Origin of the sequence: Enterobacter sp. P82 (assembly GCF_037053385.1) — a bacterium.
In the GTDB taxonomy this organism is placed as follows: domain Bacteria; phylum Pseudomonadota; class Gammaproteobacteria; order Enterobacterales; family Enterobacteriaceae; genus Enterobacter.
Map to the genome: position 1 here is coordinate 116929 of NZ_JBALHX010000001.1, position 22396 is coordinate 139324.

General features: G+C 54.6%; 22 protein-coding genes. 12 read left to right on the plus strand and 10 right to left on the minus strand.

Going from position 1 to position 22396, the window contains the following annotated elements; translation table 11 throughout:
- Positions 1-170: 170 nt before the first annotated feature.
- Both purN and purM read right to left on the minus strand, forming a co-directional pair.
- On the minus strand, positions 171-812 hold the full coding sequence (gene purN, locus WB237_RS00520) for a phosphoribosylglycinamide formyltransferase (RefSeq protein ID WP_336209387.1): 642 nt from the start codon (positions 810-812) through the stop codon (positions 171-173).
- Positions 809-1846: a phosphoribosylformylglycinamidine cyclo-ligase gene (purM, locus tag WB237_RS00525; RefSeq protein ID WP_237993693.1), complete on the minus strand. Its 1038-nt coding sequence runs from the start codon at positions 1844-1846 to the stop codon at positions 809-811. The genes purN and purM overlap by 4 nt, the downstream gene beginning before the upstream one ends.
- 266 nt (positions 1847-2112) lie before the next feature.
- On the opposite strand from purM, the gene WB237_RS00530 reads away from it, so the two are divergent.
- The 4 genes from WB237_RS00530 to WB237_RS00545 all read left to right on the plus strand — a co-directional run bounded on the left by WB237_RS00530 (position 2113) and on the right by WB237_RS00545 (position 6557).
- A complete protein-coding gene (locus WB237_RS00530; RefSeq protein ID WP_336209392.1) occupies positions 2113-3543 on the plus strand; it encodes a 6-phospho-beta-glucosidase in 1431 nt (476 codons plus the stop codon).
- A 217-nt stretch (positions 3544-3760) separates the two neighbouring features.
- Complete coding sequence (gene upp, locus WB237_RS00535) at positions 3761-4387, plus strand: uracil phosphoribosyltransferase (protein ID WP_088204565.1); 627 nt, start codon at positions 3761-3763, stop codon at positions 4385-4387.
- Positions 4388-4470: 83 nt separating this feature from the next.
- A complete protein-coding gene (uraA, locus tag WB237_RS00540; RefSeq protein ID WP_049007806.1) occupies positions 4471-5760 on the plus strand; it encodes a uracil permease in 1290 nt (429 codons plus the stop codon).
- A gap of 95 nt (positions 5761-5855) precedes the next feature.
- Entirely contained in the window at positions 5856-6557 is a 702-nt protein-coding gene (locus tag WB237_RS00545) for a DnaA inactivator Hda (RefSeq protein WP_218064865.1), read from the plus strand.
- A gap of 19 nt (positions 6558-6576) precedes the next feature.
- Here the strand turns inward: WB237_RS00545 and WB237_RS00550 are convergent, their stop codons facing one another.
- The 3 genes from WB237_RS00550 to celB are packed head-to-tail and all read right to left on the minus strand — an operon-like array spanning position 6577 to position 10277.
- Complete coding sequence (locus WB237_RS00550; protein WP_336213430.1) at positions 6577-7998, minus strand: leucyl aminopeptidase family protein; 1422 nt, start codon at positions 7996-7998, stop codon at positions 6577-6579.
- Positions 7998-8954, minus strand: coding sequence for a N(4)-(beta-N-acetylglucosaminyl)-L-asparaginase (locus WB237_RS00555; protein WP_028016128.1), 957 nt, complete (start codon positions 8952-8954; stop codon positions 7998-8000). The genes WB237_RS00550 and WB237_RS00555 overlap by 1 nt, the downstream gene beginning before the upstream one ends.
- 3 nt (positions 8955-8957) lie before the next feature.
- Positions 8958-10277 carry a PTS cellobiose transporter subunit IIC gene (celB, locus tag WB237_RS00560; RefSeq protein WP_208594490.1) on the minus strand — a complete coding sequence of 440 codons (1320 nt, stop codon included), beginning with the start codon at positions 10275-10277 and terminating at the stop codon, positions 8958-8960.
- A gap of 147 nt (positions 10278-10424) precedes the next feature.
- On the opposite strand from celB, the gene WB237_RS00565 reads away from it, so the two are divergent.
- On the plus strand, positions 10425-11249 hold the full coding sequence (locus tag WB237_RS00565) for an XRE family transcriptional regulator (protein ID WP_336209399.1): 825 nt from the start codon (positions 10425-10427) through the stop codon (positions 11247-11249).
- On the opposite strand, the gene arsC is transcribed toward WB237_RS00565, so the two are convergent.
- Positions 11246-11602, minus strand: coding sequence for an arsenate reductase (glutaredoxin) (gene arsC, locus WB237_RS00570; RefSeq protein WP_129995225.1), 357 nt, complete (start codon positions 11600-11602; stop codon positions 11246-11248). The two genes, WB237_RS00565 and arsC, sit on opposite strands and share 4 nt — an antisense overlap.
- Before the next feature lie 18 nt (positions 11603-11620).
- Positions 11621-13084 (minus strand): beta-barrel assembly-enhancing protease, encoded by a 1464-nt coding sequence (gene bepA / locus WB237_RS00575; RefSeq protein WP_336209402.1) that lies wholly within the window; start codon positions 13082-13084, stop codon positions 11621-11623.
- Between the two features lie 222 nt (positions 13085-13306).
- Between bepA and WB237_RS00580 the strand changes: the two genes are divergently transcribed.
- Complete coding sequence (locus WB237_RS00580; RefSeq protein WP_114977550.1) at positions 13307-14371, plus strand: AI-2E family transporter; 1065 nt, start codon at positions 13307-13309, stop codon at positions 14369-14371.
- 137 nt (positions 14372-14508) lie between these two features.
- On the opposite strand, the gene bcp is transcribed toward WB237_RS00580, so the two are convergent.
- Entirely contained in the window at positions 14509-14979 is a 471-nt protein-coding gene (gene bcp, locus WB237_RS00585; RefSeq protein ID WP_014171119.1) for a thioredoxin-dependent thiol peroxidase, read from the minus strand.
- Positions 14979-15548 carry a glycine cleavage system transcriptional repressor gene (locus tag WB237_RS00590; RefSeq protein WP_028016134.1) on the minus strand — a complete coding sequence of 190 codons (570 nt, stop codon included), beginning with the start codon at positions 15546-15548 and terminating at the stop codon, positions 14979-14981. Before WB237_RS00590 ends, bcp begins: the two co-directional genes overlap by 1 nt.
- A 145-nt stretch (positions 15549-15693) precedes the next feature.
- On the opposite strand from WB237_RS00590, the gene dapA reads away from it, so the two are divergent.
- From dapA to ypfH, 6 genes are all read left to right on the plus strand, one after another.
- Entirely contained in the window at positions 15694-16572 is an 879-nt protein-coding gene (gene dapA / locus WB237_RS00595) for a 4-hydroxy-tetrahydrodipicolinate synthase (RefSeq protein WP_049007810.1), read from the plus strand.
- A gap of 16 nt (positions 16573-16588) precedes the next feature.
- Positions 16589-17623, plus strand: coding sequence for an outer membrane protein assembly factor BamC (bamC, locus tag WB237_RS00600; RefSeq protein ID WP_028016136.1), 1035 nt, complete (start codon positions 16589-16591; stop codon positions 17621-17623).
- 109 nt (positions 17624-17732) lie between these two features.
- Entirely contained in the window at positions 17733-18446 is a 714-nt protein-coding gene (gene purC, locus WB237_RS00605) for a phosphoribosylaminoimidazolesuccinocarboxamide synthase (RefSeq protein WP_008501631.1), read from the plus strand.
- A gap of 120 nt (positions 18447-18566) precedes the next feature.
- On the plus strand, positions 18567-19436 hold the full coding sequence (ypfJ, locus tag WB237_RS00610; protein ID WP_114977810.1) for a KPN_02809 family neutral zinc metallopeptidase: 870 nt from the start codon (positions 18567-18569) through the stop codon (positions 19434-19436).
- A complete protein-coding gene (locus WB237_RS00615; RefSeq protein ID WP_336209410.1) occupies positions 19436-21382 on the plus strand; it encodes a tRNA(Met) cytidine acetyltransferase TmcA in 1947 nt (648 codons plus the stop codon). Before ypfJ ends, WB237_RS00615 begins: the two co-directional genes overlap by 1 nt.
- A 73-nt stretch (positions 21383-21455) precedes the next feature.
- A complete protein-coding gene (ypfH, locus tag WB237_RS00620; protein ID WP_237993720.1) occupies positions 21456-22151 on the plus strand; it encodes an esterase in 696 nt (231 codons plus the stop codon).
- Between the two features lie 38 nt (positions 22152-22189).
- Here ypfH and WB237_RS00625 read toward each other — a convergent pair whose 3' ends face one another.
- A complete protein-coding gene (locus tag WB237_RS00625) occupies positions 22190-22387 on the minus strand; it encodes a YpfN family protein (RefSeq protein ID WP_014171111.1) in 198 nt (65 codons plus the stop codon).
- Between the last annotated feature and the right edge of the window lie 9 nt (positions 22388-22396).

Below are 22396 nucleotides of genomic sequence, written 5' to 3' on the forward strand. Positions count from 1 at the left end.
GTAAATCCGTCTCGTCCTTATTATGGCGAGCATTTCCACGATATGTCCAACAGTGCCAGAAAAGTATGACAGTTATTTTTTTTGTTGGGAATTTTAGAGGGTTGGAGAAGGGAATATCGGGTAATGCAATTTGTAGGTCGGGTAAGCGTAGCGCCACCCGACATAACACACTACTCTTCGGCCGCATAACCCTGCGGGGGTAACTTCACGCCGTCGAGCCAGGCAGCGCCATCGCGCATCTCCAGACGCCCGTCCACAAACCAGCTTACCACCAGCGGATAAATGGCGTGTTCCTGGGTCTGTACGCGCTCGGTCACGTCTTCTTCGTTATCGCCGTCAAAGACCGGCACTTTCGCCTGCAGGATCACCGGGCCACCATCCAGTTCGTCGGTAACGAAATGCACGGAGGTACCATGCTCTTCATCGCCGTTTTCCAGAACCTGACGATGGGTGTGCAAGCCAGGATACTTCGGCAGCAAAGAAGGGTGGATATTCAGCAGGCGTCCGGCATAGTGCTCAACAAAAGCCGGGCTCAGGATACGCATATAGCCCGCCAGCACCACGACATCAGGCGCATAGGCATCAATTTCCTGAACCAGCTCGCGGTCAAAGGCTTCACGCCCTGCGAACTGGCTGGCTTCCAGCGCGTGCGCGGGAATACTCGCTTCCCGGGCACGCTCAAGGCCGAACGCGTCGGCCTTGTTGCTGAATACTGCCCGAATGGTGCCATTGATCTTCTTCTGTTTGCAGGCGTCAATTATTGCCTGCAAATTGCTTCCGTTGCCGGAAATGAGCACCACGATGTTTTTCATTCAATGACCACACGTTGTTCGGAATCGGAAGCTTTAATAGTACCGATTTTCCACGCGTTTTCACCTTTCTCTGTCAGCAGTTTAACCGCTTTATCCGCTTCGCTTGCTGGCAGGGCGATAATCATGCCCACGCCGCAGTTAAAGGTACGGTACATTTCGTGAGAGCTGACGTTGCCTGCGGTTTGCAGCCAGTTAAACACGGACGGCCACTGCCAGGAGGATTCGTCGATCACGGCCTGGGTGTTGTCCGGCAGAACGCGCGGGATGTTTTCCCAGAAGCCGCCACCGGTCAGGTGGGCAATGGCGTGAACGTCGACGTTCTCGATCAGTTCCAGCACGTTTTTCACGTAAATGCGGGTTGGAGCCAGCAGGTGATCGGCAAGCGGTTTGCCATCCAGTTCAGTGGTCTGTGGGTCGCAACCGCTGACTTCGAGGATTTTACGTACCAGAGAGTAGCCGTTAGAGTGCGGGCCGCTGGATGCCAGAGCGATCAGGACATCACCATCAGCCACTTTGCTGCCGTCGATAATTTCTGATTTTTCTACCACGCCGACGCAGAAACCAGCGACGTCATAATCTTCGCCGTGATACATGCCTGGCATTTCTGCGGTTTCACCGCCAACCAGCGCGCAGCCTGACTGCAGACACCCTTCGGCAATACCGTTAATCACGCTGGCTGCAGTATCCACGTCCAGTTTGCCGGTCGCGTAATAATCGAGGAAGAACAGTGGTTCAGCACCCTGAACGACCAGGTCATTCACACACATCGCGACCAGATCGATACCGATCGTGTCATGACGTTTTAAATCCATCGCCAGGCGCAGTTTTGTACCTACACCATCAGTACCCGAGACCAGAACAGGTTCACGATATTTTTGCGGCAGCGCGCACAGTGCGCCGAATCCACCCAGACCACCCATCACTTCCGGGCGGCGGGTTTTTTTCACCACACCTTTGATTCGGTCAACCAGCGCATTACCTGCGTCAATATCAACACCGGCATCTTTGTAGCTGAGAGAAGTTTTGTTGGTCACGGCTCAAGTCCCCACGCGATTGCATAGCTAGTAAGAAAAATCGGCGCAATTCTAACAGTCCAGGCAAACGTTTGCGAGCCTATTCTCGGTGAGACGATTTTTTTTTCTGTGTGGCCTGCCAATGTGTCCAAACTTGAGTCTGTTCACGAAAATGAAACCGGTTTCGGTTTTCTCCTTGCAACAGGAATCACCTTTGCACATCATTCAGATGAAACCGGTTTCTGTAATTGTTTTTGCAGAAAATAACGCAGAATGAGGGAAAGAGAATGTCAGGATTTAAAGAAGGTTTTCTGTGGGGTGGTGCGGTTGCGGCGCATCAGCTGGAAGGGGGCTGGAAAGAGGGTGGAAAAGGCGTTAGCGTTGCCGATGTCATGACCGCGGGCGCGCATGGCGTGCCGCGTGAAATCACCAACGGCGTGTTGCAGGGGAAAAATTACCCTAACCATGAAGCCATCGACTTCTACCATCGTTATAAAGAAGACATCAAACTCTTTGCCGAGATGGGGTTCAAATGCTTCCGCACTTCGATAGCCTGGACGCGGATCTTCCCGAAAGGGGATGAGCTGGAACCTAACGAGGCTGGCCTGAAATTCTATGACGATCTGTTCGACGAGTGCCTGAAGCACGGCATCGAGCCGGTCATCACGCTCTCGCACTTCGAGATGCCGTTCCATCTGGTCACCGAATACGGCGGCTGGCGTAACCGTAAATTGATCGATTTCTTTGTCCGTTTCTCAAAAGTGGTTTTCCAGCGCTATCAACACAAAGTGAAGTACTGGATGACCTTTAACGAGATCAACAATCAGGCGAACTTCCACGAAGACTTTGCGCCGTTTACCAACTCTGGGTTGAAGTATGAGCCGGGCGAAGACCGTGAGCCGGTGATGTTCCAGGCCGCGCACTATGAGCTGGTGGCCAGTGCACTGGCGGTAAAAGCAGGGCGTGAGATTAACCCGTCGCTGCAAATCGGCTGCATGATTGCCATGTGCCCGATTTATCCGCTGACCTGCGCGCCAGACGACATGATGATGGCAATGAACGCCATGCATCGTCGCTACTGGTTCACTGACGTTCACGTACGCGGCAAGTATCCGCAGCATCTGCTCAACTACTTTGAGCGTCGTGGCTTTGCTCTGGATATTACTGAAGAAGATAAAGCCGCACTGAAGCAGGGATGTGTGGACTACATCGGTTTCAGCTATTACATGTCCTTCGCCACCAAAGCGACGGCGGACAACCCGCAACTGGATTACGATGAGAGCAAGAGCCTGGTCTCCAACCCATATGTGCAGAAATCCGACTGGGGCTGGCAGATTGACCCGGTTGGGCTGCGTTACTCCCTGAACTGGTTCTGGGATCACTACCAGTTGCCGCTGTTCATCGTTGAGAACGGTTTTGGTGCTATTGACGTGCAGGAGAGCGACGGTACGGTGAACGACCAGTACCGTATTGACTACCTTGCCGCACACATCCGTGAAATGAAAAAAGCGGTGGTTGAGGATGGCGTTGACCTGATGGGGTATACCCCGTGGGGCTGTATTGACCTCGTTTCTGCGGGTACGGGCGAAATGAAAAAACGCTATGGCTTTATCTTTGTCGATAAAGATAACGAAGGGAACGGCACGCTGAACCGCAGTAGGAAAAAGTCGTTCGACTGGTATAAGCAGGTGATTGCGAGCAACGGCGATAACCTGTAATTGTCGGGTGGCGCTAACGCTTACCCGACCTACACTTTCCGTAGGCCCGCGTAAGCGTAGCGCCACCGGGCAGAACCTCGCACTCAAGCCGGAGATATACCTCCGGTTTTTTTATCTTTGCTTGATCGCTGTCAAGCAAGATGGGTATGGCCTAATCCGAAAAAAGCGGTATAATCCCGCGATTTTTTTGCGGATGCCACCTCAGAGGAGAAAGAGAATGAAGATTGTGGAAGTGAAACACCCACTCGTTAAACACAAGTTGGGCCTGATGCGTGAGCATGACATCAGCACGAAGCGTTTTCGCGAACTGGCTTCTGAAGTGGGCAGCCTGCTGACCTACGAAGCAACCTCTGATCTGGAAACGGAAAAAGTGACCATCGAAGGCTGGAACGGCCCGGTGCAGGTTGAACAGATCAAAGGTAAGAAAATTACCGTTGTGCCTATTCTGCGTGCCGGTCTTGGCATGATGGAAGGTGTGCTGGAGCACGTGCCAAGTGCGCGTATCAGCGTCGTCGGTATCTACCGTAATGAAGAGACGCTGGAGCCGGTTCCTTACTTCCAGAAGCTGGTGTCTAACATCGACGAGCGTATGGCGCTGGTGGTTGACCCAATGCTGGCAACCGGCGGTTCTATGATTGCCACCATTGACCTGCTGAAAAAAGCGGGCTGCAGCAGCATTAAAGTGCTGGTGCTGGTTGCGGCACCGGAAGGTATCTCGGCGCTGGAAAAAGCACACCCGGACGTTGAACTGTATACCGCATCTATCGACCAGGGGCTGAATGAGCACGGGTACATCATCCCAGGGCTTGGCGATGCCGGCGATAAGATTTTTGGTACTAAGTAATCGAATAACGATAAATAAGCCGACTTTGATAGTCGGCTTTTTTTTGAATAAAACACCAACAATACTACTCAGAGGAAAACACTATGACGCGCCGTGCTATCGGGGTGAGTGAAAGACCGCCGCTTTTACAGACTATCCCGCTTAGTTTGCAGCACCTGTTCGCTATGTTTGGCGCAACCGTGCTGGTGCCAATCCTGTTTCACATTAACCCGGCTACCGTACTGCTGTTCAACGGTATCGGGACGCTGTTGTACCTCTTTATCTGTAAAGGCAAAATCCCGGCGTATCTGGGATCGAGTTTCGCCTTTATTTCTCCGGTCCTGTTGCTGCTACCGCTGGGGTACGAAGTTGCGTTGGGCGGCTTTATCATGTGTGGCGTGCTATTCTGCGTGGTGTCCTTCATTGTGAAGAAAGCCGGTACGGGCTGGCTGGACGTGATGTTCCCGCCTGCGGCGATGGGCGCAATCGTTGCCGTTATCGGTCTGGAACTGGCCGGTGTGGCAGCGAATATGGCCGGTTTACTGCCTGCTGACGGTCAGTCACCGGATTCCAAAACCATTATCATTTCTCTGGTGACGCTGGGCGTAACGGTGTTTGGCTCCGTGCTGTTCCGCGGTTTCATGGCGATTATCCCGATCCTGATCGGGGTGCTGGCGGGTTATGCGCTCTCCTTTATGATGGGTGTTGTCGATACCACGCCAATTGCCCAGGCGCACTGGTTTGCCCTGCCAACCTTCTATACACCACGCTTTGAATGGTTTGCTATCTTCACTATCCTGCCTGCGGCGCTGGTGGTGATTGCTGAGCACGTTGGTCACCTGGTGGTGACGGCAAATATCGTGAAACGCGATCTGATCCGCGACCCGGGTCTGCACCGTTCTATGTTTGCTAACGGCTTCTCTACCATTATCTCCGGTTTCTTCGGTTCTACGCCAAACACCACTTACGGTGAGAACATTGGTGTGATGGCCATTACCCGTGTCTACAGTACCTGGGTTATCGGCGGTGCGGCCATCATTGCTATCCTGCTGTCTTGTGTGGGCAAACTGGCGGCGGCGATCCAGATCATCCCGGTACCGGTGATGGGCGGTGTTTCTCTGCTGCTTTATGGGGTAATCGGAGCGTCTGGTATTCGTGTGCTGATTGAATCCAAAGTGGATTACAGCAAAGCGCAGAACCTGATCCTGACTTCCGTTATCCTGATCATCGGCGTGAGTGGTGCCAAGGTACACATCGGTGCGGCCGAGCTGAAAGGCATGGCGCTGGCGACCATCGTTGGCGTGGGCCTGAGCTTGATTTTCAAGCTGATTTCCGTGATCCGCCCGGAAGAGGTGGTGCTGGACGCCGACGAAAGCGAAAAAGCGTCACATTGATCGTAAAACCGGGCGGGCGATCCGCCCGGTTCTCTCCTTGCAGGTTCCGTGTTAAACTCCGTTCCGATTTTATGTAAGATCTGGTTGAGGTACTTCTGAACGGACCGGCACAGCTCTCTCTGCCACTTTATCTCCCTGACGACGAAACTTTCGCGAGTTTCTGGCCGGGTGATAACCCCTCTTTACTGGCTGCACTGCAAAACGTGCTGCGTCAGGAACACAGCGGATACATCTATATCTGGTCACGCGAAGGCGCGGGGCGCAGTCACCTGCTGCATGCCGCCTGTGCGGAGCTTTCTGCGCGTGGTGATGCGGTAGGCTATGTGCCACTGGATAAACGTACCTGGTTTGTGCCTGAAGTGATGGAGGGAATGGAACATCTCTCACTGGTCTGCATTGATAATATCGAATGCGTGGCGGGGGATGAGCCGTGGGAAATGGCGATTTTTAACCTCTACAACCGCATTCTGGAGTCGGGCAAAACCCGGCTGCTGATCACCGGCGATCGTCCGCCACGCCAGCTCAATCTGGGGCTGCCGGATCTGGCTTCCCGTCTGGACTGGGGGCAAATCTATAAGCTCCAGCCGCTGTCGGATGAAGACAAGCTCCAGGCGTTACAACTGCGCGCAAAGCAGCGTGGATTTGAGCTGCCGGAAGACGTGGGCCGTTTTCTGCTCAAGCGGCTGGATCGTGAAATGCGTACCCTTTTTGATACGCTCGATCAGCTCGATCGCGCCTCCATTACCGCCCAGCGCAAGCTGACTATTCCGTTTGTGAAAGATATCCTCAAGCTTTAAGTTTGCTCGTCCGGGGCGGTTAACGATCGCCCAGTAAGTGCTCCACGAGCAGCGGAATCGGTCTGCCCGATGCCACGCTTCGCCCGCTTTCACGCCACAGCGCCGTACCGCTGATATCCAGATGCGCCCACGGGATCGTTGGTGGACAAAAGTGATGTAGCAGCCATGCCGCGGAGGCGCTGATTGCCGCGTTATTGCCTGGTGTATTGCAGAGATCGGCGATGGCGCTGTCGGTCTGCTTTTTCAGCCGGACATCCAGCGGTAGAGACCAGACTTCATCGCCGCTCTGCTTACCCGCACGGGTAAGCGCCTGACGCAGTGGCTCATCCTGCGTCATCAATCCGCTCAGTTCATACCCCAGCGCTTTGACCACTGCGCCAGTGAGTGTCGCCATATCAATGATATAGCGCGCCTGCGGATGCTGCTTACTGGCCCAGGCAATCGCATCTGCCAGTACCAGTCGGCCTTCGGCATCGGTGTTGTTGATTTCAACCGTAGTGCCGTTGCAGGCGCGTGCTACCGTACCAGGTTGCATGGCATCGGGACCGATGGCATTTTCCGCCAGCGCCAGTACGCCCATGATGCGTACGGGCAGCGCCAGCTCTGCGACGGTCAGCATCAGCCCCAGCACGTTTGCCGCCCCGCACATGTCATACTTCATGGTATACATGCCCGCGCCTTCTTTCAGCCACAAGCCACCGGTATCAAACGTAATGCCTTTACCCACGTAGCAGCGCACCGGGCCATCAGTGACTCCGTCATAGTGAATTGCCAGCAGGCGTGGCGGACAGGATGCCCCTTTGCCCACGGCGTGCAACAGCCCCAGACCTTGTTCAATGATTTGTGTTTCATTGAGTACTTCACATCGCAGGGCGGGGAAGTCGGCACACCGTTTTTGCGCCTCTTCCACTACATACTCAGGCGTGCAGCGATCGGATGGCATATCCGCCAGACGCCGTGCGGCCACCATGCCATGGGCAATGGCCTGCTGCTGGTGGAAAATAGCCTCGAGTCTGTCCTGCTGCTCCGGCAAACAAAGAGCGGTTATATGCTGTAGACGTACCGCTGATTCGTGGGTTTTCTTTAGCTTTAAGTCGCTGAGCCTGTGCGCATGATTAAAGAGAAAACGCAGTACTTGCGCCAGCACAACGTCGTTGATATCCGTGACGTCCAGTACCACATCAGGACTGGCGGGTGAGGCCAGGAGTGGGCGCAGCGCCGTGAGTAATTCTTCGGTTAGACTATCGTGCCAGAGCGCATCCGGTAGCAGGGTGATTCGGGCAAAAGGTGCGCAGCCAAAGCGGGTGTCCGTGACGCAATCAGGGTCGCGCATCTCGGCGATAAGCGCTGTCTCTGGCAGCAGGTTGCAGGTGGTGCGGGCGATTAAATGGCTCTGCGGCTTCGCATCTGAAAGCGCAGTAATAAGCTGATATGTAATCATCATTGTTCCTCAATCGGCGCGCGGATCCGCGCTGCGTAAGCCTGCATCCATTCCTCATCCACGGCCTGATAATGTGTCTTCTCATGAAGGCGCTCGGTGCGAAACACGGTAAGTGGCTGGCGAGCGGTAGCAACCACGAACGAGAACGTTTTGATGTTGGTCGCAGCGCCAAATTCGCCCTTGTTGTTCATGCAAACGACGGAAAGATCGCCCACACGACCGAAGCGCGACATAAGTCTGTCCTCCAGCTCAAAGACGACCGAGTCGGCAGCCTGCTGCGGCGACATTCCCTGCGCCATACGACGAACGATTTCATAGCTGGTACAGCCTTTCATCAGATCTTCACCGACGCCCGTGGCGGTGGCTGCACCGGTTTCACTGTCGCAGTAAAACCCGGAGCCAATTATTGGTGAATCACCAATCCGCCCCCGCTTTTTCATAAACAGCCCGCTGGTGGAGGTTGCGACGCTCATCGAACCCTGTTTATCGAGGCCGATAATGCCGACGGTATCGTGGCCATCATAGGGACTCAGGCCCTTATCCAGCGTCTCCCGGCAGCGTTTGCGGTAATGCTGCATTGCACGGTCGGTGAGCATGGTTTTGTTGGCAAAACCCTGGCTTAGCGCCCATTCCCGAGCACCCTGGCCAACCAGAAGGCTGTTATAGCGCTGGCGACTCAGCGCGTGGGCCACGCGTACCGGGTTGGCGATATCCACCAGGTTACCGACTGCGCCAAAGGCCAGCGTGTCGCCATCCATATAAGCAGCATCCAGCTCAACTTCACCGTTCTCCGTTGGCAACCCGCCGTAACCGACAGATTTATAAAGCGGAAAGTCTTCGACCGTCGCTACGGCATCCACCACCGCCGCAGCGACCGGTTTCCCCGCAGCCAGCGCCGACGCAGACTCTGTTACTCCTTCAAGCGCCATTCGCCAGGTTGCGATAATTCCCCACATGCTTTACTCCTGTTTTGCAAGGGTGGTGTCGGATTGCGTAACGGTGGCAATTTCCGCCGCGCGGTACTGTTTGTCCACGATACGCATGAAAGGCAAATACAACATGGCACCAATTAGCAGGTTGATAAGCTGCATGACGCTACCGCTGAGATGCCCGGTGACGATAAAACCGCTGATGACGGGAGGCAGCGTCCAGGGGATAAACACCCCGGTAGTGACGGCGACGGCGCCAATTTTCATTGCTGCATACTGCACGGTGACCAGCACCAGCGGCACCAGGTTGAAGGGAATGAGCATAATGGGGTTCATGATCACCGGCAGACCAAACAGTATAGGCTCGTTGATATTGAACACCGAGGCTCCTGCGCCAAGCCGGGCCACTTCGCGCATATTTTTACTGCGGGCGAAAATCAGCATCGCTATCACCAGCGACAGCGTTGCTCCTGCGCCACCCATCCAGATCATGTCAAAAAACTGTTCAGTGATGATGTGTGGCGGGGTTGTACCAGCCTGGATAGCGGCGATGTTGTCGGTCTGGTTCTCCATCCACAGCGGGCGAATAATGCCGTTGATCATTGAGCCTGAGTTAATGCCCACTGACCACAGAATAGTGATGCTGAAGACGGTCATCAGTGCGCCAAAGTAAGAGGTGCCGTAGTGGCGCACCGGAGTGGCAACGACTTCATAAATGAACTGGTGAATGGTGTTGTAATGGGTATTTTCAAAGACGATGCGAATAATCAGCACCAGAATCATCACCAGTAGCGCCGGGATCAGCGCCGCGAACGACTCCTGCACCGCTGGCGGTACGCCATCTGGCATTTTGATGACCAGGTTTTTGCGCTTCAGCCAGCAGAACAGCTCCGTCCACAGCAGCGAACCAATCATCGCCACAAACAGCCCTTTACTGCCAATCCACTCAACGGGTATCACGGTGATGCCGCCGTTTTCAGCCACTTTGATAAAGGGCGTCAGGATCAGGAAAGCGACCAGCGCCAGAATACCGCAGGAGATGCGATCTTCGCCGTAGTGCTCGGCCAGGCGAAACGCCACCAGGAAGCTGATGAACAGCGACATGGTCGAGAACACCGCATTAAACGGGATCTCGATAATGGCACTCCAGCTTTCACCAAAGGCCTGAGACATAAACTGCTGGTAGGTTTGATTCGGGAACGACGAGATCACCAGCAGAATAGAGCCGACGATGATAAATGGCATGAATGAAACGTAGGCACCGCGAATCGCACCCAGATGACGCTGCTGAGCCGTTTTGGCCGCCAGCGGCATCAGTTTTGCTTCAAGAAATCCCAGAACATTGTTCATTGTGAACTCCGTACAAGATTGAGTGGTGTTGTTTATGTTATGTGTGTGGATTATCAGTGAAGCGTGGCGAACGAAAGGTGAAATCGGTCACAAAGCATTCGTTGATGTTATATAAGTCTTATGAGATTAGTTTCATGGAGCTTTGCGATGGAAATTAAACTGCACGCCAATGCCACGACTACGCCACGTATTCGTCGCTACCTCCAGCAGTCTGATAAAAGCGACAGAGAGCTTGCGGTTGAGCTTGGGATCTCGGTGACCACCGTCAGGCGCTGGCGCAATCGCGAACAGGTTTCAGATAACCATACGACGCCAAAAGTGATACACAAAGCGATGAGACAAGAACAGGTGGCTCTGGTCAATACGCTGCGTGACATACTGGGCGCACCGCTGGATGAGTTGTTGTTACTGGTGAATGACGTTCTGGGGATCCCCGTTTCCAGAGCGACCCTGAACCGTTATCTGAAGCCCGCTTCGGCAACACAGAAGGGGGCACCGTTGCAGGGTAAAAAGGCGCTGAAAGCAGGCATCGTGCCGCATCAGCTGGAGTTACATCATCTGCCTTTGTCGCTGCATATGGACGATGGTGGGGAGCAACACCTGCTGTGGGCACGTGAGCCGGTGAGCGGCTGGTGTTTTGCCCGGCTTTACGCGGGCGTATCACCTCAGCTCCTGACCCGCTGGGTTCAGGCGTTACTTGAAGCGTGTCCCGCGCTTATACAATCTATTGAGACTTTTGGTTTTGACATAACGCTGCCGGGGCAAGATATCGCCGTAAAAGTGCATGCGCAAAAACACAGCGCCGTACAGGTTGCAGCACCTTTACAGGACATTATCCCGCGCGCGAAAAGTGTACCTGCCGGAGAGTTGCTCATTCAGCTGTGCGAATTTTACAACCAGGGTAAAGCGCAGAAAAAACTGGGAGACAGCACGCCGCAGGCGTTTTTGAACGCGCTGCGGCGGGGGGATTAGAGGATCTCGAGTACGTCTTCCGGTGGGCGTCCAATGCGTGCGTGGCCGTTTGCCACGACTATCGGGCGCTCAATCAACTTAGGATTTTCAACCATAGCCTGCACAAGCTCAGCCTCAGTGAGACGGGTGTCATCCAGATTGAGCGACTTATAGAGGTCCTCTTTCTGGCGCATCAGCTCTCTTGCACTGCCCATGCCCAGCATGTGCAACAGCTGGCGGATCGTCTGCGCGTCCGGTGGTGTCTCGAGATAGAGCACCACTTCCGGGTCAATACCGTTAGACTTAAGCAGGCTCAGGGTATCGCGGCTCTTGGAGCAGCGCGGGTTGTGGTAAATTTTTACGGCGTCAGTCATGACGTGAATTCTCCTTTATTACATCTTCTCGTACGGCTTGAAGCGCTGTTGCAGGCCGCGAAGCTGATCGATACGCGCGTCGTAACGGGCCTGCTGGAGGCTGCCGAGTTTGACCTGCGCGCTGGCGCTGCTGAGTGCGGAAATAGCCTGGTCGAGGCGCCCCACCAGGGCAAAGCCTTCGGCACGCGCCGCCAGCTCCTGATCGCGGTTGCCCAGTTGGGCTTCCGCCTGAGCGAGCAGATCCCAGCCGTTTTGATCGTCTTTATTATTAAAGGTATAGCGGTTCAGAATGGTCGCCGCTTCAGCAGGTTGACCACCCTGTAAGTAAGCGTTCGCCAGGTTAAGCTGCAGCACCGGGTTAGTACGGACGTCCTTCGCCCCTTTCAGGCGATTAATGGCATCGGTGGTTTTCTTCTGCCCCAGATCAATATCCGTCGATAGATCGAGATACCACGGGTTATTCGGGTCGGCGGCCAGAAGGGGTTGCAGCGCTTTACGCGCCTCGTCGTATTTGCTGGCTTCCATCGCCTGTAACGCCTGACCATACTGGGCGGCGTTTTTTTCACGCACGTTGCCTTTCGCCAGGGCATCCAGCAGATCGCTGGTGAGCTGGTTGCGCCCGGAATTGTACATCCCCAGTGTTCTCACTTTCGCCATGTAGAAATCCTGCGAAGACTGGACCACGACCGGGCGCATCTGGTTGGCACGGTTACGCGCATCCGACAGGCGGCTTTCCGGTAAGGGGTGGGTGAGCAGAATTTCTGGTGGACGGGAAGAGTAACGTGCCTGATCGAGCAGTTTTTCCAGGAAGCTCGGCATGGCCTGAGGGTCAAAGCCAGAACGTTGCAGCACCTGAATCCCGATGCGGTCCGCTTCCTGTTCGTTTTGTTGTGTAAAGCTGATCATCCCCTGCCGCGTTCCCGCCAGAGTACCGGTTAATGCCGCCATCCCGGCCTGCGGGCTGGCCATCGCCAGCAGAATTGAGCCCAGCGCCCCAACCCAGGTCAGCGGTGCGTTACGTTTCTGGTCTTCCATCGCGCGCGCCAGGTGGCGTTGGGTGACGTGCGAAATTTCGTGCGCCATAACGGAAGCCAGTTGGCTTTCGTTATCGGAGTAACGGAATAATGCCGAATGCAGCACCACGTTGCCGCCAAAGAAGGCGAAGGCGTTGATTTCGTCATTATTGATTAAATAGAAGTGGAAGGGCGTTTTTACCGAGTCGGCATGCGCAACCAGACGCATCCCCAGACCGTTGATGTACTGAACAAGTAACGGGTCATTGATGAGCGGGGCGCTACCGCGCAACTGGCGAACATAGTAATCACCCATTTGCATCTCTTGCCCAATGGAGAGCGTGCTTCCTGCTGTGGTGCCCATGTCCGGCAATGAATCGGACGAGTCAGCAAAAGCGGGCAACACCTGACCGACCGTCAGTGCGGTTATCAGTGTCGCAACCAGTGTTTTTTTCAACTGCCTGAACATAACCACTGTCCTGTATGTTGGTTGTGCTAATTTGACCGATGAACCGGCATATCGTTCATCGCAGCTCGCCTTGCGAGTGTAGCCGTGTTGCAGCATGAAGAAAATCCCATTCATCAGGCTTTTGCGAATCGTGACAGTGAGACAAAAAGCGAAAGTCTTTTTTGTGACAGTTAGATACAATTCACATTCTCACTCCTGCCATTCGATTCAGGGAAGGGTTGTATGCTCGAAATGTTAATGCAGTGGTATCGGCGTCGGTTCAGCGACCCGGAAGCCATTGCTTTGCTGGTTATTCTGGTCGCCGGATTTGGCATTCTGTTCTTCTTCAGCGGTCTTCTCGCGCCCCTGCTGGTGGCGATTGTGCTGGCGTATCTGCTGGAGTGGCCAACGGTGCGGCTGGAACATATTGGCTGTTCCCGTCGCTGGGCGACCAGCATCGTACTGGTGTTGTTTGTCGGCATTCTGCTGCTGATGGCGTTTGTTGTCATGCCGGTTGCCTGGCAGCAGGGAATTAACCTGATCCGCGATATGCCGGGGATGTTGAATAAACTTTCTGATTTTGCCGCCACGCTGCCGCGTCGCTATCCAGCCCTGATGGATGCAGGGATTATTGATGCGATGGCCGAAAATATGCGCGCCCGCATCATGACCATGGGCGATTCGGTGGTGAAATACTCGCTGGCCTCCCTGGTCGGGCTGCTGACGCTGGCGGTTTATCTCGTGCTCGTCCCGTTAATGGTGTTCTTCCTGGTCAAAGATAAAGAGCAGATGCTGAACGCCGTCAGGCGCATTTTGCCGCGTAATCGCGGGCTGGCAGGACAGGTCTGGCAAGAGATGAACCAGCAGATCACCAACTACATTCGCGGCAAAGTGCTGGAGATGATTGTGGTCGGTGTTGCGACGTGGATAGGCTTCCTGATCTTCGGTCTGAACTACTCGCTGCTGCTGGCGGTGCTGGTTGGCCTCTCAGTCCTTATTCCGTATATCGGCGCGTTTGTGGTGACCATTCCGGTTGTGGGCGTCGCGCTGTTCCAGTTTGGTCTCGGGACTGAGTTCTGGAGCTGCTTCGCGGTGTATCTGATTATTCAAGGGCTGGATGGTAATCTGCTGGTGCCGGTACTGTTCTCAGAGGCGGTGAACCTGCATCCGCTGGTGATTATCTTATCCGTGGTAATTTTCGGTGGGTTGTGGGGATTCTGGGGCGTGTTCTTTGCCATTCCGCTGGCAACACTGATTAAAGCCGTGGTTCACGCCTGGCCGGATGTACCGGCGATAGAAGACAAGTAGTTTTTGTGCGGCCTGATGCCCTCATCCCGACCCTCTCCCACGGGAGAGGGCGTAAACACTAAAAACGGCAACCAGGTTGCCGTTTTGCATTTATCTTGTAGGTCGGGTAAGGCGAAGCCGCCACCCGACACTCACGTTCAGGCACTTTGTTTCAGCCAGTTCAATACCACATCGTGGTGATTGCTGGTTTTGAAGTCATCAAACACATGTTCAACTTTACCGTCAGCGTCAATCAGGAAGCTGATGCGGTGAATGCCGTCGTAGGTTTTACCCATAAATGTCTTCTCGCCCCAGACGCCGAACTGTTCGCACACCTGATGGTCTTCGTCAGAAAGCAGCGTGAAGTTCAGCAGCTCTTTCTCGGCAAATCGTGACAGTTTTTCTGGTTTATCGGTGCTGATACCCAGCACTTCCACGCCGACTTTTTTCAACTCGTCCATGTTGTCGCGTAAGCCGCAGGCCTGTACGGTGCAGCCGGGGGTCATGGCTTTCGGGTAGAAATAGACCAGAACACGCTGTCCCTGGAAGTCGGTCAAATTTACTTGCTCGCCGTCTTGATCCGGTAAGCTAAATTTCGGTGCGATATCACCGGCTTTCAGTGGATTCATTACTCAACTCCATCCTGTTCGTGCTGCGAATAATTGACGACGCTTATACTGCCTTGCGCGTTTAATTCTGTACAGAGGGCTTTGAACGCTTGCTCGATATTTGACGCATCCTGTGAGGCAGGGCTGTGTGCGGTAATTTGAATAAAGAGCGTGGGAACAGCGCTCTCGTCGCCCGGCTGTGTACGGGAAACGAGCTCAGCGATGTTCATCTGATGGCTGTCAAACAGTGCGGTAAAACGCTCAATCAGATGAGGGGAATCAGGGACTTCAACCTGCACCCAGACAGTCGCCGGCATAGCCGGACGCGGGCGCGCGGTGGTACGTTTCATCACGATCAGCAAATCCAGCTCCGCACCTTTCAGTGGCAGGGTAGATTCGATAAGCGTAATCGCATTCCATGTTCCGGACAGCAGCATAATAAACGTGAACTCTTCGCCCAGCATCGCCAGACGGCTGTCTTCGATATTACAGCCGCAGCTGCTCACGTGACGGGTGATGGTGTTCACGATACCCGGCCTGTCGGCACCCAGCGCAGTGATAACCAGGTAATGTTGTGATGAGGTTGTCAAACCTGTTCTTCCTTTGCATGGTTAAGTCTTCCTAAGGAAAGCATAAAAAAAACATGCATACAACCGCCTGAGGGCCTCAGGTCGCTTGCTTTTATTACAGTTCCAAACGTACCATTGAGACTCTTGTTCGCACAGAGGATGGCTCATGTTCACGGGAAGTATTGTCGCGCTTGTAACACCGATGGATGAAAAAGGTAATGTCTGCCGGTCAAGCATGAAGAAGCTGATTGATTACCATGTCGCCAATGGAACCTCGGCGATCGTTTCGGTAGGGACTACCGGTGAATCTGCAACGCTGAGCCACGAAGAGCACGGCGATGTGGTCATGCTGACCCTGGAGCTGGCTGACGGACGTATTCCTGTCATCGCGGGGACAGGAGCTAATGCAACCGCAGAAGCAATCAGCCTGACCAAACGTTTTAATGACAGCGGCATTGTGGGCTGTCTGACGGTAACCCCTTACTACAACCGTCCTACTCAGGAAGGTTTGTTCCAGCACTTCAAAGCCATCGCTGAACATACTGACTTGCCACAAATTCTGTATAATGTGCCGTCCCGTACTGGCTGCGATATGCTGCCGGAAACCGTCGGTCGTCTCGCGGAAGTAAAAAATATTATCGGTATTAAAGAGGCGACAGGGAACTTAAGCCGCGTTCATCAGATCAAAGAGCTGGTTTCAGACGACTTTATCCTGTTGAGTGGTGATGATGCGACCGCGCTGGACTTTATGCAGCTCGGTGGTCATGGCGTGATCTCCGTAACGGCAAACGTTGCGGCGCGCGATATGGCTGAAATGTGCAAACTGGCAGCAGCGGGTCACTTTGATGAAGCGCGTGTCATTAATCAGCGTCTGATGCCGTTGCACAATAAATTATTTGTCGAACCCAATCCGATCCCTGTGAAATGGGCATGTAAGGAGTTGGGACTTGTAGCAACCGATACGCTGCGTCTGCCAATGACACCGATTACCGACCATGGTCGTGAAATCGTTAAGGCAGCGCTGAAGCATGCCGGTTTGCTGTAAAGTTTAGGGAGATTTGATGGCTTATTCAGTACAGAAGTCGCGCCTGGCGAAGGTTGCGAGTGTTTCGCTTGTTATGCTGCTCGCTGCCTGTAGTTCAGACTCGCGCTACAAGCGCCAGGTGAGCGGTGATGAATCCTATCTGGATGCGACCCCGCTTGCTGAACTTCACGCACCGGCTGGTATGATCCTGCCGATTCAGAACGGCGATTATAATATCCCCGTGACCAACGGCAGCGGCCTGGTCGGTAAAGCGCTTGATATTCGTCCACCAGCACAGCCTCTGGCGCTGGTAAACGGGGCGCGTACTCAGTTCACGGGTGATACGGCGTCTCTGATGGTTGAGAGCGCGCGCGGTAGCACCCTGTGGCCGCAGGTGGTGAGCGTCATTCAGTCGAAGAACTACACCATTGATAAACGTGATGACGCCAGCCAGACGTTAACCACCGACTGGATCGAATGGAACCGTCTGGATGAAGATCAGCAGTACCGTGGTCGCTATCAAGTCTCCGTTAAACCACAAGGTTATCAGCAGGCGGTTAACGTTAAGCTGTTGAACCTGGAACAGGCGGGCAAACCGGTTGCAGATGCATCCTCCCTGCAGCGTTACAGTACCGAAATGCTGAACGTGATTGCTGCGGGTCTGGATAAGACCGCGACTGATGCCGCCAACGCAGCGCAGAGCCGCAACGGCGTGACGTTCGACGTTCAGAGCGGTGCGGATGATACCGGTCTGCCAATGCTGGTCGTTCGTGCACCGTTTAACCAGACCTGGCAGCGCCTGCCAGCGACGCTGGAAAAAGTGGGCATGAAAGTGACCGACAGCACGCGTTCAACCGGTAGCATTACGGCAACGTATAAGCCGCTGTCTGACAGCGCATGGCAGGAACTGGGCGCTAAAGATCCTCAGCTTGCCTCCGGTGACTACAAGATTCAGGTAGGCGACCTCGATAACCGCAGTAGTCTGCAGTTTATCGATCCGAAAGGTCACACGCTGACCCAGTCGCAGAACGATGCGCTGGTCGCTGTCTTCCAGGCAGCATTCAGCAAATAAATATGAGGGCTGGTTAATCCAGCCCTTTTTATTTTAGTGCTACGCAAACGTGTGCGTGGCATAATATCCCCAGTTTTGAACACAAATCATCACACCAGGAGTAATGAAGATGCAGAAGCAAGCTGAGTTGTATCGTGGCAAAGCGAAGACCGTATACAGCACGGAAAACCCGGATCTGTTGGTGCTCGAGTTCCGCAATGATACGTCAGCAGGGGATGGCGCACGCATTGAGCAGTTCGATCGTAAAGGCATGGTGAACAACAAGTTCAACCACTTCATTATGACCAAGCTGGCCGAAGCGGGTATCCCTACTCAGATGGAAGCGTTGCTGTCCGATACGGAGTGTCTGGTGAAAAAGCTGGATATGGTTCCGGTTGAGTGCGTTATTCGTAACCGTGCCGCGGGCTCCCTGGTGAAGCGTCTGGGCATTGAAGAAGGTATCGAGCTGAATCCACCGCTGTTCGACCTGTTCCTGAAAAATGATGCCATGCACGATCCGATGGTCAATGATTCTTACTGCGAAACCTTCGGCTGGGTGAATAAAGAGAACCTGGCGCGTATGAAAGAGCTGACTTACAAAGCCAACGACGTGCTGAAAAAACTGTTTGATGACGCGGGCCTGATCCTTGTCGACTTCAAGCTGGAGTTTGGCCTGTTCAAAGGTGAAGTCGTGCTGGGCGACGAGTTCTCACCAGACGGCAGCCGTCTGTGGGATAAAGAAACTCTGGATAAAATGGACAAAGACCGTTTCCGTCAGAGCCTGGGTGGCCTGATCGAAGCGTATGAAGCCGTTGCTCACCGTTTAGGCGTTAAGCTCGACTAACTCCCTCAGTTGCCAAAGGATGTTCGCATCCTTTGGCGTCTTACCTTTGTTTCCTATGGTAATCTTGCCGTTAACCGCCTACGATCATAGCTATTATTAATGGAATAGTTCGAGGTGTTTATGCGCTGGCAAGGGCGTCGTGAAAGTGACAATGTAGAAGACAGACGCAGTGATGGCGGTGGCGGTCCTTCCATGGGCGGGCCCGGCTTCCGGTTACCCAGCGGGAAGGGGGGGATCATTCTGCTGATTGTGGTGCTGGTCGCGGGGTATTACGGGGTCGATCTCACCGGTTTAATGACCGGTCAGCCGTTGCAACAGCAGCAACATTCTCAGCGCTCCATCAGCCCAAATGAAGATGAAGCGGCCAAATTTACCTCTGTTATCCTCGCCACAACAGAAGACACCTGGGGTCAGTTGTTCGAGAAGATGGGGCGTTCCTATCAGCAACCGAAGCTGGTGATGTACCGCGGTGCAACCCGCACCGGATGCGGTACCGGTCAATCTGTGATGGGGCCGTTCTACTGCCCGGCAGATGGCACAGTTTATATCGATCTCTCTTTCTACGATGACATGAAACGCAAGCTTGGCGCTGACGGTGATTTTGCCCAGGGCTACGTGATTGCGCATGAAGTTGGCCATCACGTGCAAAAGCTGTTGGGGATTGAGCCAAAAGTGCGTCAGCTACAGCAAAATGCTTCGCAGGCTGAAGTTAACCGCCTTTCGGTAAAAATGGAGCTGCAGGCGGACTGCTTTGCCGGCGTCTGGGGCCACAGCATGCAGCAGCAGGGAGTTCTGGAGTCCGGTGACCTTGAAGAGGCACTAAACGCCGCTGAGGCTATCGGCGACGACCGACTCCAGCAACAGAGCCAGGGGCGAGTGGTGCCGGACAGTTTCACTCACGGTACATCGCAACAACGTTACAGCTGGTTTAAACGCGGTTTCGACAGCGGCGATCCGGCGCAGTGTAATACTTTCGGCAAAGCGATGTAATGGCGTCGTTTGAACAGCTGATCAGCGAGCTTGAGCGTGCTGGTCAACGTCGGCTGGTGATGCTGAGCGGTGATGAGCAATGGACGTTATCGCAGGCTGCGGCTCTGCGAGAGACGTTACCTGGAGACTGGGTGTGGCTGGACGAACAGCCATCAAAAGCCATCAGTAGCCTGCTGGGACGCGAGTTCCGGCATGCTGTCTTTGACGCCAGCGCCGGGTTTGATGTCTCCGCTTTTGCGGCTCTGAGCGGAACGCTGAGTGCCGGAAGTCTTCTGGTACTGAGGATTCCGCCGCTCGCGCACTGGGCTGAACATCCCGATCACGATTCCCTGCGCTGGAGCGACAGCGCCGAAGCGATAGCCACTCCGCATTTTGTCCGCCATTTTTGCCGGACCGTTGCCGCCGATCCCGATGCGATTGTTTGGCTTCAGGGGCATCCTTTATCGCTTCCTCCTTTTCCCGATGCCCCCGACTGGCTGCCTGCCAGCGGGGGACCGCAACGCGAGCAGGCTGAGATCCTCAATGTGCTTGAGGGGATGTCGCCTGGCATTGTGGCCGTCACAGCCGCGCGCGGGCGCGGAAAGTCAGCCCTGGCGGGAATGTTGCTGAATCGCATTGCGGGCAGCGCAGTGGTCACCGCCCCAGCGAAGGGGGCGACGGATGTTATCGCCCGTTTTGCCGGAGAGCATTTCAATTTTATGGCCCCGGATGTGCTTCTGGCCTCCTCATTGCAGGCTGACTGGTTAATTGTCGATGAAGCCGCTGCGATCCCCGGCCCGCTACTTGAAAAGTTGGTATTGCGGTTTCCTCGCGTGCTGTTGACCACGACGGTTCAGGGTTACGAAGGGACGGGGAGAGGGTTCTTATTAAAATTTTGTGCCCGGTTTACCGGATTGCAGCGTTTCAGCTTATCTGTACCGATTCGCTGGGCTGCGGGCTGCCCGCTTGAGCGGGTCGTCGCCAGCGCACTGCTTTTTGACGATACGCTTCTCGATCGCCGCCCGGAAGGCGAGGTGCGTTTGACCTCTCTGGAACCGGAGGCGTGGGAACGCCAACCGGCACTTGCGACAGGCGTTTACGAGCTGCTCTGTGCGGCTCATTATCGCACCTCACCGCTTGATTTACGCCGCATGATGGACGCGCCCGGGCAGCATTTTGCCGTCGCCCGGACAGACTCAGATATCGCCGGGGCGCTCTGGCTGGTGGATGAGGGCGGGTTATCACCCGAGCTTAGCCGCGCCGTCTGGGCGGGGTATCGGCGTCCTCGTGGGAACCTGGTGGCACAGTCTCTGGCAGCCCATGGCGGATCGCCACTGGCGGCGACGCTCAAAGGCAGACGGGTGACTCGTATTGCTGTACACCCTTATCGTCAGCGGGAGGGCATCGGTCAGGCGCTGATTCGCAACGCCAGCGGTGAGGATTATCTGTCGGTGAGTTTTGGCTATACCGATGAGCTTTGGCATTTCTGGCAGCAATGCGGGTTTGTACTGGTGCGGATGGGTAGCCATCGTGAAGCCAGCAGTGGCTGTTTTACCGCAATGGCGTTGCTGCCGCTGAGCAAGGCGGGGCATCAGTTGTGTGAGCAGGCGCAACTGCGTCTGCAGCGCGATGCGCGGGTGTTATCGGCCTGGAACGGTGAAAAGATCCCGGTGGACGATGGCTGGGAAGCTACCCTTAATAATGACGACTGGCTGGAGCTGGCCGGGTTTGCCTTTGCGCACCGGGCATTTTCAACCTCCGTCGCTGCGCTAACGCGTCTGCTGCTGAGTGTGGACACGCCTCTCCCGGCACTGCGCGATAAGATGGCAGGGAAAGCGGATGACCTCGGGCGAAAAGCGTTGCTGGCAAAGCTCCGCAGTGAAACAGCGCAAGCGCTTGAAAGTCTGGATAAAGCGCGCTGTCAGCAGTTGAAAGACGCTATTTTGCAATGGCAATTTTTTCAATGACTTCTTCAGTAAAGTGGCATGGTCATTCCCGCCGGGAGGCGTAGAATCCAGGTCATCTATTAAGGAGATCACCATGAAACACGACCATTTTGTTGTTCAAAGCCCTGATAAACCGGCTAAACAGTTACTGCTGCTGTTTCATGGTGTTGGTGATAATGCCGTCAACATGGGCCAGATTGGCAGCTGGTTTGCACCTGTTTTCCCGGATGCCTTGATTATCAGCATCGGTGGCATAGAGCCATGTGGCCCGAACGGTCGGCAGTGGTTCTCTGTGCAGGGCGTGACGGAAGAGAATCGCCAGGCTCGCATTGACGCCGTCATGCCAGCGTTTATTGATATCGTACGCTACTGGCAGCAGCAGAGCGGCGTGGGGGCTGATGCTACCGCGTTGATTGGCTTCTCGCAGGGATCAATCATGTCGCTGGAAAGCGTAAAAGCGCAACCGGGTCTGGTGTCACGCGTGATTGCGTTTAATGGCCGTTTTGCGACGTTACCGACGAGCGCCACCACGCAGACGACGATCCACTTGATCCACGGTGGTGAAGACCGGGTGATTGAGCTCTCGCATGCGGTTGCCGCTCAGGAAGCGCTGATTCGCGAAGGTGGGGATGTGACGCTGGATATCGTTGACGATCTGGGGCATGCCATTGACGATCGCAGTATACAGTTTGCGCTCGACCATCTGCGCTATACCGTACCGAAGCACTATTTTGATGAAGCGCTCAGCGGCGGTAAGCCGGATGACAATGATATTGTAGAGTTTATGTGAGGTTATCCCCTCTCCTCGGGAGAGGGGAAACAGACCGATTACTTCTTCTGGTCCTTCTTCGGCCAGTCGTCGTCATCGTCCCACTTGTCGTTAAAATCACGGTGTGGTGGCAGATCCGGCTTGTTAGCGAGAAATTTTTTATGGTCAACGCGCTTAAGATCTTTAATCACGTTAAGCAACACACCGACCAGAAAAACTAACACCAGAATCCACCAGTATTTTGAAAGCCAATCCATTCGCTATTC

What these genes read in the sequence shown, in the direction of transcription:
- WB237_RS00550 (WP_336213430.1), bottom strand. Translation starts at nt 7,998, where the DNA reads ATGATTACATATCAGCTTATTACTGCGCTTTCAGATGCGAAGCCGCAG.
- purC (WP_008501631.1), top strand. Translation starts at nt 17,733, where the DNA reads ATGCAGAAGCAAGCTGAGTTGTATCGTGGCAAAGCGAAGACCGTATAC.
- dapA (WP_049007810.1), top strand. Translation starts at nt 15,694, where the DNA reads ATGTTCACGGGAAGTATTGTCGCGCTTGTAACACCGATGGATGAAAAA.
- WB237_RS00615 (WP_336209410.1), top strand. Translation starts at nt 19,436, where the DNA reads ATGGCGTCGTTTGAACAGCTGATCAGCGAGCTTGAGCGTGCTGGTCAA.
- bcp (WP_014171119.1), bottom strand. Translation starts at nt 14,979, where the DNA reads ATGAATCCACTGAAAGCCGGTGATATCGCACCGAAATTTAGCTTACCG.
- ypfJ (WP_114977810.1), top strand. Translation starts at nt 18,567, where the DNA reads ATGCGCTGGCAAGGGCGTCGTGAAAGTGACAATGTAGAAGACAGACGC.
- arsC (WP_129995225.1), bottom strand. Translation starts at nt 11,602, where the DNA reads ATGACTGACGCCGTAAAAATTTACCACAACCCGCGCTGCTCCAAGAGC.
- celB (WP_208594490.1), bottom strand. Translation starts at nt 10,277, where the DNA reads ATGAACAATGTTCTGGGATTTCTTGAAGCAAAACTGATGCCGCTGGCG.
- upp (WP_088204565.1), top strand. Translation starts at nt 3,761, where the DNA reads ATGAAGATTGTGGAAGTGAAACACCCACTCGTTAAACACAAGTTGGGC.
- WB237_RS00530 (WP_336209392.1), top strand. Translation starts at nt 2,113, where the DNA reads ATGTCAGGATTTAAAGAAGGTTTTCTGTGGGGTGGTGCGGTTGCGGCG.
- bamC (WP_028016136.1), top strand. Translation starts at nt 16,589, where the DNA reads ATGGCTTATTCAGTACAGAAGTCGCGCCTGGCGAAGGTTGCGAGTGTT.
- uraA (WP_049007806.1), top strand. Translation starts at nt 4,471, where the DNA reads ATGACGCGCCGTGCTATCGGGGTGAGTGAAAGACCGCCGCTTTTACAG.
- WB237_RS00555 (WP_028016128.1), bottom strand. Translation starts at nt 8,954, where the DNA reads ATGTGGGGAATTATCGCAACCTGGCGAATGGCGCTTGAAGGAGTAACA.
- purN (WP_336209387.1), bottom strand. Translation starts at nt 812, where the DNA reads ATGAAAAACATCGTGGTGCTCATTTCCGGCAACGGAAGCAATTTGCAG.
- WB237_RS00625 (WP_014171111.1), bottom strand. Translation starts at nt 22,387, where the DNA reads ATGGATTGGCTTTCAAAATACTGGTGGATTCTGGTGTTAGTTTTTCTG.
- bepA (WP_336209402.1), bottom strand. Translation starts at nt 13,084, where the DNA reads ATGTTCAGGCAGTTGAAAAAAACACTGGTTGCGACACTGATAACCGCA.
- WB237_RS00580 (WP_114977550.1), top strand. Translation starts at nt 13,307, where the DNA reads ATGCTCGAAATGTTAATGCAGTGGTATCGGCGTCGGTTCAGCGACCCG.
- WB237_RS00565 (WP_336209399.1), top strand. Translation starts at nt 10,425, where the DNA reads ATGGAAATTAAACTGCACGCCAATGCCACGACTACGCCACGTATTCGT.
- ypfH (WP_237993720.1), top strand. Translation starts at nt 21,456, where the DNA reads ATGAAACACGACCATTTTGTTGTTCAAAGCCCTGATAAACCGGCTAAA.